12 protein-coding genes are annotated in these 12,178 nt (G+C 65.4%); 7 read left to right on the plus strand and 5 right to left on the minus strand.

What is annotated here, in order from left to right:
* Positions 1–8: 8 nt before the first annotated feature.
* The 5 genes from PVW48_RS14395 to PVW48_RS14415 all read right to left on the minus strand — a co-directional run bounded on the left by PVW48_RS14395 (position 9) and on the right by PVW48_RS14415 (position 6,026).
* Positions 9–815 (minus strand): CbbQ/NirQ/NorQ/GpvN family protein, encoded by an 807-nt coding sequence (locus tag PVW48_RS14395; RefSeq protein ID WP_274581840.1) that lies wholly within the window; start codon positions 813–815, stop codon positions 9–11.
* Between the two features lie 5 nt (positions 816–820).
* Positions 821–2,200: a cbb3-type cytochrome c oxidase subunit I gene (locus tag PVW48_RS14400; protein WP_012179844.1), complete on the minus strand. Its 1,380-nt coding sequence runs from the start codon at positions 2,198–2,200 to the stop codon at positions 821–823.
* Between the two features lie 13 nt (positions 2,201–2,213).
* Positions 2,214–2,666 carry a c-type cytochrome gene (locus PVW48_RS14405; protein WP_012179843.1) on the minus strand — a complete coding sequence of 151 codons (453 nt, stop codon included), beginning with the start codon at positions 2,664–2,666 and terminating at the stop codon, positions 2,214–2,216.
* A gap of 109 nt (positions 2,667–2,775) precedes the next feature.
* Positions 2,776–3,966: an NnrS family protein gene (locus PVW48_RS14410; protein ID WP_012179842.1), complete on the minus strand. Its 1,191-nt coding sequence runs from the start codon at positions 3,964–3,966 to the stop codon at positions 2,776–2,778.
* Entirely contained in the window at positions 3,963–6,026 is a 2,064-nt protein-coding gene (locus PVW48_RS14415) for a NosR/NirI family protein (protein ID WP_274581841.1), read from the minus strand. The genes PVW48_RS14410 and PVW48_RS14415 overlap by 4 nt, the downstream gene beginning before the upstream one ends.
* Positions 6,027–6,139: 113 nt before the next feature.
* Between PVW48_RS14415 and PVW48_RS14420 the strand changes: the two genes are divergently transcribed.
* The 7 genes from PVW48_RS14420 to ahbB (PVW48_RS14450) all read left to right on the plus strand — a co-directional run bounded on the left by PVW48_RS14420 (position 6,140) and on the right by ahbB (PVW48_RS14450) (position 12,177).
* Entirely contained in the window at positions 6,140–7,891 is a 1,752-nt protein-coding gene (locus PVW48_RS14420; RefSeq protein WP_012179840.1) for a nitrite reductase, read from the plus strand.
* An 88-nt stretch (positions 7,892–7,979) separates the two neighbouring features.
* Positions 7,980–8,774 (plus strand): uroporphyrinogen-III C-methyltransferase, encoded by a 795-nt coding sequence (gene cobA, locus PVW48_RS14425; RefSeq protein ID WP_274581842.1) that lies wholly within the window; start codon positions 7,980–7,982, stop codon positions 8,772–8,774.
* The gene (locus tag PVW48_RS14430) at positions 8,767–9,078 is read left to right on the plus strand and encodes a c-type cytochrome (RefSeq protein WP_012179838.1); all 312 of its coding nucleotides are present in this window, start codon (positions 8,767–8,769) and stop codon (positions 9,076–9,078) included. Before cobA ends, PVW48_RS14430 begins: the two co-directional genes overlap by 8 nt.
* 4 nt (positions 9,079–9,082) lie before the next feature.
* Positions 9,083–10,249, plus strand: a complete 1,167-nt coding sequence (locus tag PVW48_RS14435) for a cytochrome D1 domain-containing protein (protein ID WP_012179837.1) — start codon at positions 9,083–9,085, stop codon at positions 10,247–10,249.
* 4 nt (positions 10,250–10,253) lie between these two features.
* Complete coding sequence (ahbB, locus tag PVW48_RS14440) at positions 10,254–11,249, plus strand: siroheme decarboxylase subunit beta (RefSeq protein ID WP_012179836.1); 996 nt, start codon at positions 10,254–10,256, stop codon at positions 11,247–11,249.
* A complete protein-coding gene (locus PVW48_RS14445) occupies positions 11,246–11,695 on the plus strand; it encodes an Lrp/AsnC family transcriptional regulator (protein WP_012179835.1) in 450 nt (149 codons plus the stop codon). The genes ahbB (PVW48_RS14440) and PVW48_RS14445 overlap by 4 nt, the downstream gene beginning before the upstream one ends.
* Positions 11,692–12,177, plus strand: a complete 486-nt coding sequence (gene ahbB / locus PVW48_RS14450) for a siroheme decarboxylase subunit beta (RefSeq protein WP_274581843.1) — start codon at positions 11,692–11,694, stop codon at positions 12,175–12,177. The genes PVW48_RS14445 and ahbB (PVW48_RS14450) overlap by 4 nt, the downstream gene beginning before the upstream one ends.
* Position 12,178 lies beyond the last annotated feature (1 nt).

A 12,178-nucleotide genomic window follows, 5' to 3' on the forward strand; every position in this document is an offset into this window, starting at 1 on the left:
ACCATACCTCACCCAAAGACGGCTGTTACAAGATCGGTCAGTCCGCGTTTCACGTCCTCTTCGTCTGTGAGAGGTTCGATCATCGCGGTGCGAATGGCGCGCTCCACCGGCATGCCCTTGGCGATCAGTGTCGCCGCATAGACAATCAGCCGGGTGGAGACGCCTTCTTCGATGTCCTGGCCCTTGAGATCGCGCAGCTTGCCTGCAAGTCGCACCAACGGCTTGACGCGCTCGACGGACAGACCGCTTTCGCTGGCGACAATCTCGACCTCATGCGCGGGCGCCGGGAAGCCGAACTCCAGCGACAGGAAGCGCTGCCGCGTCGAGGGTTTCAGGGTTTTCAGGATATTCTGGTAGCCCGGGTTATAGGAGGCCACGAGCATGAAGCCGGGGGCGGCTTCGAGTTCTTCGCCGGTGCGGTCGATCGGCAGGATGCGCCGGTCGTCGGTCAACGGGTGCAGGACCACGGTGACGTCCTTGCGGGCTTCGACCACCTCGTCGAGATAGCAGATCGCCCCTTCGCGCACCGCGCGGGTCAGCGGCCCGTCGACCCAGACCGTCTCGCCCCCCTTGAGCAGGTAGCGTCCCACCAGGTCGGCGGCGGTCAGGTCGTCATGGCAGGCCACCGTGTAGAGCGGCCGCCCGAGCCGTGCCGCCATATGCGCCACGAAGCGGGTCTTGCCGCAGCCCGTCGGGCCCTTGAGCAGCAGCGGCAGGTTGTTGTCATAGGCAGCTTCGAAGAGGCTGCACTCATCGCCCTGGGCGAGGTAGAACGGGGCCGAAGCCCCATTCCCGTTCATGTGTGATCCATCCATGGTAGTCACTCCGCAGGTGTTTCGGCTGCAACGGACCGGTCGTTGGGTTCAATGATCTCCTTGCGGGGCACGAAGATCGCGTAGATGAACAGCAACGCCCCGAGCACCACGACCACACCGGATCCGAACCGCATCCAGTAGAAGATGGTGATATCGTCCTGCACGCTCATGTAGTCGATGCCCATGACGCGCTGCAGGTGGGTCTGCACGGTGCCCGCGAAGGTCAGCACGAAGGTCATGAAGGTCATGCCGCCGGCCATCATCCAGAAGGATGCCATATTGAGCACCTGGTTGTACGGATCGCGGCCCTTCAGGATCGGCATCGCGTAGCTTATGATCGCGAGGTTGAGCGCGACATAGGCTCCGAAGAAGGCCAGGTGACCGTGCGCGGCAGTGATCTGCGTGCCGTGGGTATAGTAGTTCACCCCGTGCAGCGTGTGCAGGAAGCCCCAGACACCGGCACCGAAGAACGCGAGGGTCGCAGTCCCGAGCGACCACAGCAGCGCGGCCTTGTTCGGGTGATCCCGGCGGCCCTTCCAGACCATCACGAAGGCGAAGGCCATCATGGCGAAGAAGGGGATGACTTCGAGGCTGGAGAAGATCGATCCGATCCACTGCCAGTAACCCGGCGTGCCGATCCAGTAGTAGTGGTGCCCGGTCCCCAGGATGCCCGAGAACAGCGCGGCGGCGACGATGACATAGAGCCATTTCTCGACCACTTCGCGGTCCACGCCGGTGAGCTTGAGCATCAGGTAGGCCAGGATGGAGGCCATGATCAGCTCCCACACGCCTTCGACCCACAGGTGCACGACGTACCACCAGTACATCTTGTCGAGCGACAGGTTGTGCGGGTTGTAGAAGGAGAACAGGAACAGCAGCGCCAGACCCCACAGACCGAGCAACAGGATGTTGGTGATCGCGGTCTTGCGGCCTTTCAGCGAGGTCATGGAGACGTTGTAGAGGAAGATCAGCGCCGCCACGACGATGCCTGCCTTGACCCATTTCGGTTGTTCGATGAACTCACGTCCTTCCTTGCCGAGCAGCCAGTGGCCCTCGAACGGGTTGAACAGGTATGTGACGACCACACCCAGGGTGCCGACGACCAGGATCGCCAGCTGGACATAGGCGAGCATGGGCGAATGGATCTCGCGCTCCGCCTCCTCGGGGATGAGGAAATAGGCTGCCCCGAAGAAGCCCAGCAGGAGCCAGACGATGAGGCTGTTGGTGTGCAACATGCGAATGGTGTTGAAAGGCACCAGTTCCGATAGCGTGTTGGGGGAGACATAGACCCACCCCGCCAGCAATCCGCCGATAACCTGGATCGCGAACAGCCCGAGAGCCGTTGCGAAATAGGCATAGGCGATTTTCTGTGATTCGTATTTCATGGCTTTGCTCTCCTTAACCGGCGTCGTTCGGCGGCCAGCCCTGGGCGTCGATCTTGTCGGTCCAGATCAGGAAGTCCGACAGACCGCGGATCTCCTCATCGGTGAGTTCGAAGTAAGGCATCTGGCGACGGCCCTCGATGCCGGTCGGCATTGCCTGGATCCAGCCCTTGAGGGTTTCGAAGGCCGCTTCGGGATCGTCAACGACGCCCCAGCGGGTCATCACGTTGCCAACCTCGGGCGCGAAGTAGGCGCCTTCGCCGAGGATGGAGTGACAGTTGACACAGGTTTTGTCTTCCCAGACCTTCTTGCCGAGAACCACGCTGTCGGTGAGCTCCATCGACGCGGTCGAGGTGTTCACGATATAGAAATGGCTATGTGCAGTAAGGCCAAGGAAGATCGCTAGGAAAAACAGGGACCCGCCGTAGAAGATATTGCGGGCCATGCCTTTCGTCATGACGTCTTTCATGGGTAGTGCTCCTTGTCGGAGGGTTTAGGACCTCTTCAGGGTGCCTTGCGGGCGCGGCGGGAGTCTTAACCAACGTCAAGACCGGGGCGTGTTGCCGCGCCCGCTTGCGTTACTCCGCGGCGCTCGATCCGAGAATGGCCGGCAAAAGGCTGAGGACGAACAAGGCCATAGCCGCGATCCACAGGGCGCCTGCGACCAGCATCGCCGCGAAGTAGAGGTCGATCTGGGCCGAGGAACCGACCCATCGGATGACAGCGGCCAGCCCGATCAGCCCGAAAGCCAGCGCGACGGGGCGCGGCGCAACCAGGGCGCGTCCGGAATGCCCCAGGATCGCCCGGGACATCACCGCGACGGTCATCCCGCCCACCGTTCCGATCCCCAGAACGTGCAAGGCGGCGACCTCGCTGCCCATGCCGGTCAGCGACAGCCCCAGAAGCAGGTACCCCGCCCCGAGCATTCCGAAGGCCAGGTGCAGGCTCCACAGGATCGGCTGTCCCAGGGTCCAGCCGGTGCGCCACCCCGCCAGCCGCGCGAGTTGTGCAGCACCGCAGATCACGGCCAGCACCGCGATGAGCCGCTCGGGGGCTTCGGCGAGCACGAGCACAGGCAGCCCGATGGCCAGGGCGATCCCAATCAGCTCGACCGGCTTGCGCGACGCGGGCAGGTCGGTCTCCCGTCCGGCGCGGGTCATCGCGTTGCGGGTGAAGGCCGGGGTCACGCGCCCGCCCAGCACCGCGATCATTGCGCAGATGCCGAGCAGCCCGGCGCGCAGGCCGACTTCGGCGCCTGGCCCGCCAAGCCCGATCCAGTCTGCATGGACCGTCGCATTGGCCAGCCAGACCAGGGTCAGAAGCCCAAGGAACATCATGTTCTGTGGCTTCGGGCGGTTCAGAAGCTGGGTCAGGATCTTGGTGGCCAGCACCGGCAGGAACGCGAGGTCCACCGCCGCGACCAGAACCGGCGGCAGGCTGCCGGACATCCAGATCGCCACCCGCCCAGCCAGCCACAGCCCCGCGACCAGCACGATGAAGCCGTGCCGCGCGGCCTTGGCCCCGGTCCAGTTGGGCACTGCCGTCAGGAAGAACCCGCCCAGGGCCGCACCGGCATAGCCGAAGATCATCTCATGGGCGTGCCACAGGTGCGGCGGCGGCGCGAAGCTGTGCTCGGTCACCATGCCGCCGAAGGCATGAACCCCCAGCCACGCCTGCCAGTAGATCGCCGCCAGCAGGCCGAACACGCCCGCCGCGAGGAAGAAGATGCGAAATCCGTCGCCGAAAAGGCGGTGCAAGCTCTGTTTCATGGGGAACCTCCGGGGGCCGCAGCGGTGCTTCGGGCGCGGCGTTTCAGGATCGTGCAGGTGTCTTTGTCGTGGAAGATCCACTGGCATTTCAGGCACAGGATGCATTCGTTCGGGTTGATCCGGCCCAGTGGGTCGATCGCGCCCACGGTGCATTTCTGCTCGCACAGGCGGCATTCGCGGCCACATTGCGGCCGCCGGTGCAGCCAGTCGAAGATCTTCAGTTTTGCGGGAATGGCGAGCCCCGCGCCCAGCGGGCACAGGTAGCGGCAGTAGAACCGCTCGATGAATAACCCGGCCGTCAGGATCGCCAGCACGAACAGCACGAAAGGCCAGGCGCGCAGCATCCGCATGGAGATCGCCGTCTTGAACGGTTCGGCCTCGGCGAGGACCAGGGCGCGTTCCATGGAATAGAAGGACAGCGCAACGATCCCGACAAACAGAACGTACTTGATCACCCAGAGCCGTTCATGGATCGGCTGCGGCACCGCGATCTGCGGCACGCGCAAAGCCTGTGCCGCGCGATTGGTCAGCTCCTGCAGCGCGCCGAAGGGGCACAGCCAGCCGCAATAGACCCCCCGGCCCCAGAACAGCAGGCCCAGGGCCACGAAGCTCCAGAGCATGAAGATCACCGGGTCGATCAGGAAGGTCTCCCAGCGGAAGCCCGAGAGCAGGGAATGCAGGAAGGCCACGATCTGCACCACCGAGAGCTGTCCATTGATGCCCCAGCCGAGCCAGACCAACGTGGTCGCAAGAAATGCGATGCGACCGGCGCGGTAGAGCCGGGGCCGGGATACGAAGCCCTCCTGCGCGAACAGGATCAGGGTCAGCACCGCCAGCATGGTGGCCACGCCTGCGATCTCGGGGCGCTTGTCCTGCCAAACCGTTTGCCACAGCGGTGTGTCGGGTGCCGCGTCGGGCAACAGGAACGCCGCGGGCAGGCTGTAGTCGACCGGAATCGTGAAGACCACGTCGCCCGAAGCGGTGGCGCGGGTCGCCCGGACTTCGAGCGTGAAGGGCGCGGTCGGGTCAAAGCCCGAATCGCCGCGGATGCGGAACACGCTGCGCTCCTTGAACTCCGGCGCTCCGTCGGCGGCCAGCCGGTCGATGCGCACATAGTCGTCTTCGGTGAAGACATGGACCGTCTCGCCCTGCCGCAAGCTGAGCCTGTCGAACACGCCATCGCGCCGCCAGGCCGTGCCGCGGTGGGAATGCAGCCCGCGGGACGCCACGAAGAGTGCGACCTCGTTTGGACCGAGCCCGCCCACGGCACTGGTGAAGCTCTGTTGGCCCAGCAGGTTACGGCCGATGGTCGGCGGGTCGAGAACCGCGATCCAGAGATCGAGGAACGCGCCCGGTCCCGGTTCGGGCGGCAGGCGTCCATCCTTGAGGGCCTCATGGGCATCGGTCATCGTCACGAGGGTATGGGCGAGGGCGCCCGAGGTCACGAGCGCGTCCCAGTCGCGCGGCTCGAATGCCACGCGGTCGATCCCGCCATCGCCCGCCATCACGCCGCGCCCCAGGGCCAGGGTGCGCGCGCTGCGCAGCATCGAATCGCGGATCACCCCGGTGGAGACGGTCGCACGCGAGATCACGTCCGGGATCTGCGCCAGCCGGGTCTCCTGCGGGGCGCGCAGGTTCAGGCCTGCGAAGCTGCTGACGAAGGCCTCGATATCCTCGGTCGATATGCCGAGTGTCAGAATGGGCTCGTTGTGCTGGACCAGTTCGGCCCCCGAGACGCGCGCATCCGGTGTCAGCCCGAAGAGCACGTCGAGCGGCCGGCCCGAATATCCGACGGACCCCGACAACTCCCAGGTGGAGCCGATATACCCGGCCACCTGTCCATTGGCGAGGACCGTCCAGCCGGGAACCGGGGCATCCTCTCGGACAAGGCGCACGGGCGGTGCCACCCCGATCAGGCGGGCGGCCCGGGCGGGGTCGGGTGTGCTCACGGCCAGCGTGTCGCCCGGCAGTACGCCGCCGCCAGCGGCCATCAGGGGGGCTGTGGCGCCGGCTCCAAGCCAGAGCACCAGACCCAGAATGAGAAGGATCAGTCTGTGCATGGTGCAGAGTATCTGCCGCGACCACCTGTCCACCCTTAACCAAAGTCAAGGCCGGGGAGTCGTTTCTCGCTCAGGGTCGGGGGGCCTCACCAGCGAAATGGAGACATCCTGAGATGACCAGATCCGCAATCCGGCGAACGAGCCTACTTGCCAGTGCCGCGTTTTTCGCAGTCCTGACAGCGGGCGGAGCAATCGCGCAGGACAAGCCCGAAGACCACGCCAACAGCCCCGCGGGCGCCTATGAGCCCAGCATGACAACGCTTGGGCAACTCAACATCGAAATTCCCGGCCGCAAGCCCGGTGATCCTGTGATCTCGCAGGCCGAGTACGACAAGGCCAACACGATCTATTTCGAGCGTTGCGCCGGCTGCCACGGGGTTCTGCGCAAGGGCGCGACCGGCAAGGCGCTGACGACTGACCTCACCCGCGAAGGCGGCTACGAGTACCTGCGCGACTTCATCACCTATGGCTCCCCGGCGGGCATGCCCAACTGGGGCACCTCGGGCGAGATGACCGAAGAAGACGTGGACCTGATGGCCCGCTACCTTCTGCTGGAGCCCGCGCAGCCGCCCGAATTCGGGATGGCCGAGATGCGCGAGACCTGGAAGGTGCTCGTGGCACCGGAGGACCGCCCGAAAGAGAAGATGAACGATATCGATATCGACAATCTCTTCTCTGTCACGTTGCGCGATTCGGGCCAGATCGCCCTGATCGACGGCGCCACCTACGAGATCCACAGCATCATCGAAACCGGCTACGCGGTTCATATCAGCCGGATTTCGGCCTCGGGACGGTACCTGATGGTGATCGGGCGCGACGCGCTGATCAACATGATCGACCTGTGGATGGAAGAGCCCGCAACGGTCGCCACGATCAAGATCGGCACCGAAGCGCGGTCGGTCGAAACCTCGAAGATGGAAGGCTACGAAGACAAGTACGCGATCGCCGGGGCCTACTGGCCGCCGCAATACGTGATCATGGACGGCGACACCCTGGAGCCGCTCAAGATCCAGTCCACCCGCGGCATGATCTTCGACGAGCAGACCTACCACCCCGAACCGCGCGTGGCGGCGATCCTGTCCTCGCACTACCGGCCGGAGTTCATCGTCAACGTCAAGGAGACGGGCAAGATCCTGTTGGTCGACTACTCGGACATCCGCAACCTGAAGGTGACCGAGATCGAGGCCGAGCGCTTCCTGCACGACGGCGGTCTGGACAGCACCAAGCGGTACTTCCTGACGGCGGCGAACGCCCGCAACAAGATCGCGGTGATCGACACCAAGGAAGGCGAACTGACGGCGCTGCTCGACTCCGATGGCCTGACCCCCCACCCGGGGCGTGGCGCGAACCTGAACCACCCGGTGCACGGGCCGGTCTGGGCAACCTCGCACCTGGGTGACGAGACGGTGGCGTTGATCGGCACCGACCCCGAAGGTCACCCTGACGAGGCCTGGACCGTGGTCCAGCAGCTCTATGCCATGGGCGGCGGGTCGCTCTTCGTGAAGTCGCACCCGACCTCCGAGCACCTCTATGTGGACGCACCGCTCAACCCGGATGCCGAGGTGTCAGGATCGGTCGCGGTCTTCAAGGTGTCCGAGCTTGGCCAGGAAGAGCCGGAATACACGGTTCTGCCGATCGTCGAGTGGGCCGGTATCACCGAGGGCCAACCCCGCGTGGTGCAGGGCGAGTTCAACAAGGCAGGCAACGAGATCTGGTTCTCTGTCTGGAACGCCGCTGACCTGACCTCCGCCATCGTGGTGGTCGACGACAAGACGCTGCAGCCCAAGCACGTGATCAAGGACGAGCGCCTGATCACGCCGACCGGCAAGTTCAACGTCTACAACACCAGGGCCGACGTCTACTGACGCCGTCCTGGACCCCGGGGGCTCCGCGCCTCCGGGGTCCTTCTCCAGAATTTCAAGAAGGCCCAGCCCGCAGCTAGGAGAACCCCCCATGAGACCCTTTGGAAAAGTCAGCCTCGTCGGCGCGGGTCCCGGAGATCCGGAATTTCTGACCCTGCGCGCCCTGCGCCTGATCCTCGACGCCGAAGTCATCGTTCACGACCGGCTCGTCCCCAGCGAGATCGTCAATCTCGCCAAGAAAGGCACGCGGCTGATCTCTGTCGGCAAACGCGCAGGCTTCCACCCGGTGCCGCAATCCGAAATCAACGACATGCTCGTGGACATCGCCATGACCGGCCAGGACGTGGTCCGCCTGAAGGGCGGAGACCCGTTCATCTTCGGGCGGGGCTCGGAAGAAGCCGCTGAGTTGCGGGCCCATGGCATCCGCGTGGAAATCGTGCCCGGCATCACCGCCGCGCAAGGCACCGCGGCCTCGACCGGTGTGCCCCTGACCCATCGCGGCCTGGCCACCGGCGTGCGCTACGTGACCGGCCATCGCAAGGCGGATGAACCGCTGGACCTGGACTGGGCGAGCCTGGCCGATCTCGACACCACCCTCGTGGTCTACATGGGCGGCGCCAATATCGCCGAGATCTCCCGCAACCTGATTGGCGAAGGCCTGCCCGCGGACTTGCCCGTGCTGGCCGTGTCCCGCGCCACCACCCCGGGCGAGCAGCGCTGCCTGACCAACCTCAGCCGTGTCGCCACCGACGTGGAAGCCCGCGTCTTTCCCAGCCCGGTCCTGTTTGTCATCGGGCGCGTCGTCGAATTGGCGACCGATGTCGGCGCCGTGATGCCCGAAGCCGTCGGGCGCGTGAACGACAAGGTGAAGGTGCTCCATGTCTAGGACCGTCGCAGCGCTCTGTCTGATCCTGTGTGCCGCGGGGCCGCTGCAGGCCGGCGAGACACCGCTGGATACCGCTGCGCTCGAACGGCTCGTCCTGCAGGATTGCGGGTCCTGCCACGGGTTGACCCGAAAGGGCGGGCTTGGCCCGGACCTGCGCGCCGAGGCCCTTTCCCATTGGGCGCCCGAAGATCTCGCTCAGATGATCCTCGACGGTTTGCCCGGTACCGCCATGCCCCCCTGGCGCGCGCTGATGACCGAACGCGAAGCGGCGTGGATCGCCGATTATCTTCTTGCAACGGAGTAGACCCATGGTACGCCCCATCGCCTCGACCCTGCTGTTCCTGACTTTGCTCTTTGCGTTCTGGTTCAACCAGGCGCTCGCCTCGGAACCCCGCAGCACCGCCGGGCTGGGCGTGGTGATCGAACGCGCGACGGGCGCTGTCCTGATCGTCGACCGCAGCACCCACACGGTGCTCGACCAGGTTGAGGGGTTCGGAGACCTCTCCCACGCTTCCGTCGTGTTTTCCGATGACGGGCGGTATGCTTTCGTTTTCGGGCGCGATGGGGGTCTGACCAAGCTCGACCTGCTGACCGGACAGATCGTGGGCCGGGTGATCCAGTCGGGCAATGCCATCGGCGGCGCGATCTCCGATGATGGCACGCTGGTCGCCGTGGCCAATTACGAGCCGGGCGGCGTGCGCATCTTCGACGCGGATACCCTCGAGCACGTGGCCAGTTTCGACACCGGGGCCAAGACCATCGGCCTCGTGGATGTCCCCGGTCGGCGGTTTGCCTTCACCATGTGGGACAGCGGCGAGACCTGGCTGGTGGACATGAACCAGCCGGACCCCGAGCCGCTGATCATAGCCGGTATGGGCGAGAACCCCTATGACGCGCTGATCACCGGTGATGGCCGCACCTATATCGCCGGGCTGTTCGGCGAAGACGGGCTGAGCCTGCTGGACCTGTGGGAGGCCGAGCCCACCCCGCGCCGCATCCTGCCCGGCTACGGTCGCGGCGAGGAACCGCTGCCGGTCTACAAGATGCCCCATCTCGAAGGCTGGGCACTTGCCGGGGATCGCTTCGCGCTTCCGGCTGTCGGCCGTCACGAGGTGCTCTGGCTTGATTCCCGCAGCTTCGAGGAAGTCGGTCGCACGGCGACCCACGGCCAGCCGGTCTTCGCCGTCGCACGCCCCGGAGGGCGGCAGGTCTGGGTGAACTTCGCGCATCCGCTCAACGACACGATCCAGGTGCTCGATACCGCGACCGGCGACGTCATTCACAGCTTCCAGCCTGGCCCGGCGATCCTGCACATGGAATTCGCCCCACGCGGCAACGAGGTGTGGGTGTCCGTCCGCGACGCCGGAAAGGTGCTGATCTACGACACCGAGACCTTTGCGCTGACGGGTGAGATCGCGGCGGAGAGCCCCTCGGGCATCTTCTTCACCGCGCGCGCTCACCGGATAGGATTGTGATGCTATGACACTGGCTGAAATCTCTCTCGACGATCGGCTACTGAACGAGTTTCAGCGCAACGTACCCGTGGTCGCGCGTCCCTTTGCCGAGATCGCCAAGTCCGTGGGCACGACCGAAGACACCGTCCTCGCCCGGATGCAGGCGCTCGTGGCGCGCGGGGCGGTCACCCGCTTCGGCGCGACCTGCCGACCCAACACCGCCGGGGCCAGCACCCTCGCGGCCGTCTCCGCCCCCGAATGGGAGGTAGAAAAGACCGCGGCCATCATCAATGCGCAACCCGGTGTCAACCATTCCTACCTGCGGGAGCATCGCTGGAACATCTGGTTCGTGGCCACCGGCCCCGACCGTGCCCATGTGGATGCCGCACTCGCCCAGATCGGGGCAGAGACGGGCCTGCGGGTGCTCGACCTGCGTCTGGTGGCGCCGTTCAACATCGACCTAGGCTTCGACATGAGCGGCAAGGCCGCCCATGGTGTCGAACCGTCCCGGGTCGCCACGCTGGGGGCGATCGATGCCACGGACCGCAAGCTGATGCAGGTCCTCTCCACGGGACTGCCGATGGTTGCCCGCCCGTTTCGCGCGGTGGCCCCGGTCTGCGACCTCGACGAGGCTGGCGCATTACGCCGCGCCGCCCGGCTTCTGGAGGAGGGCTATCTGACCCGGTTCGGCGTGATCGTGCGTCACCGGGCCCTTGGATGGCGCGCCAATGCCATGGTCGTGTGGCAGGTGCCGCCCGCACAGGTGGCCCAGGCGGGTCCGGCGCTTGCCGCAGTGCCGGGCGTGACCCTGTGCTATCAGCGCAAGGCCGTGCCGGGTGTCTGGCCCTACACGCTTTACAACATGATCCACGGGCGCAGCCGCGAGGACGCGATGGCGGTCCTGAAACGCGCCCGCGCCCTGCCGGAACTGCGCGGAGTGCCGCATGAGATCCTGTTCTCGCTGCGCTGCTTCAAGCAGACCGGCGCCCTGATCGACCTGCCGCGAAAGGAACCCGCATGACCCTTGATGCCACTGACCGGCTGTTGCTCAACGAGTTGCAGGCCGGCTTTCCGATCGCGGCCTCGCCTTTTGCTGTCGTGGGCGATGCGCTGGGCCTGACCGAAGATGACGTGATCGCCCGTATCGCCCGGATGCGGGAGGCAGGCTATGTCACCCGCTTCGGCCCGTTCTATGATGCTGCGGCCATGGGGGGCGGCCTGTGCCTGTGCGCCATGGAGGTGCCCGCGGACGCGTTCGACGCGGTCCTAACCAAAGTCAATGCGCTGCCCGAGGTGGCGCATAATTATGAACGTACGCACCGGCTGAACATGTGGTTCGTTCTCGCGACCGAAACCGAGGATGGCATCACCGAGGCCCAGGCGCGGATCGAGGCGGAAACGGGCCTTCCCGTTCTACTCTTTCCGAAATTGCAGGAGTTTTTCATCGGGTTCCGGGTGGCAGCATGAAAATGGATCATATCGACCGAGCGCTCATCGCCGAAACCCAGGCCGGATTGCCCCTGGTGTCCGAGCCCTATGCCGCCGTGGCCGAGGCGCTCGGGATGCCCGAGGACCAGGTCATGGCGCGCCTGCGTAGCCTCAAGGCTCGCGGGATCATGCGCCGGATCGCCATCGCGCCCAACCACTACAAGCTGGGCATGACCGCAAATGGCATGACCGTCTGGGACGTGCGCGATGCGGATGTGGCCGAGCTGGGTGCCCGGATTGGCGCGCTCGGCTTTGTCTCCCATTGCTACGAGCGGCCCCGCGCGCTGCCAGACTGGCCCTACAACCTCTTCGCGATGGTCCATGGCGACACCAGAGACGAGGTCGAGGCCAAGCGCGCCGAGATCGCCACCCTGCTGGGAGCGGCCTGCCGGGCGTCGGACGTCCTCTATTCCAAGCGCATCCTGAAAAAGACCGGCCTGCGGCTGGCAAAGGGGAAATGAC

The sequence above is a fragment of the Dinoroseobacter sp. PD6 genome, from assembly GCF_028807315.1.
Classification (GTDB): domain Bacteria; phylum Pseudomonadota; class Alphaproteobacteria; order Rhodobacterales; family Rhodobacteraceae; genus Dinoroseobacter; species Dinoroseobacter shibae.

What these genes read in the sequence shown, in the direction of transcription:
- PVW48_RS14420 (WP_012179840.1), top strand. Translation starts at nt 6,140, where the DNA reads ATGACCAGATCCGCAATCCGGCGAACGAGCCTACTTGCCAGTGCCGCG.
- PVW48_RS14405 (WP_012179843.1), bottom strand. Translation starts at nt 2,666, where the DNA reads ATGAAAGACGTCATGACGAAAGGCATGGCCCGCAATATCTTCTACGGC.
- PVW48_RS14445 (WP_012179835.1), top strand. Translation starts at nt 11,246, where the DNA reads ATGACCCTTGATGCCACTGACCGGCTGTTGCTCAACGAGTTGCAGGCC.
- PVW48_RS14410 (WP_012179842.1), bottom strand. Translation starts at nt 3,966, where the DNA reads ATGAAACAGAGCTTGCACCGCCTTTTCGGCGACGGATTTCGCATCTTC.
- PVW48_RS14430 (WP_012179838.1), top strand. Translation starts at nt 8,767, where the DNA reads ATGTCTAGGACCGTCGCAGCGCTCTGTCTGATCCTGTGTGCCGCGGGG.
- PVW48_RS14435 (WP_012179837.1), top strand. Translation starts at nt 9,083, where the DNA reads ATGGTACGCCCCATCGCCTCGACCCTGCTGTTCCTGACTTTGCTCTTT.
- cobA (WP_274581842.1), top strand. Translation starts at nt 7,980, where the DNA reads ATGAGACCCTTTGGAAAAGTCAGCCTCGTCGGCGCGGGTCCCGGAGAT.
- ahbB (WP_012179836.1), top strand. Translation starts at nt 10,254, where the DNA reads ATGACACTGGCTGAAATCTCTCTCGACGATCGGCTACTGAACGAGTTT.
- ahbB (WP_274581843.1), top strand. Translation starts at nt 11,692, where the DNA reads ATGAAAATGGATCATATCGACCGAGCGCTCATCGCCGAAACCCAGGCC.
- PVW48_RS14400 (WP_012179844.1), bottom strand. Translation starts at nt 2,200, where the DNA reads ATGAAATACGAATCACAGAAAATCGCCTATGCCTATTTCGCAACGGCT.
- PVW48_RS14415 (WP_274581841.1), bottom strand. Translation starts at nt 6,026, where the DNA reads ATGCACAGACTGATCCTTCTCATTCTGGGTCTGGTGCTCTGGCTTGGA.
- PVW48_RS14395 (WP_274581840.1), bottom strand. Translation starts at nt 815, where the DNA reads ATGGATGGATCACACATGAACGGGAATGGGGCTTCGGCCCCGTTCTAC.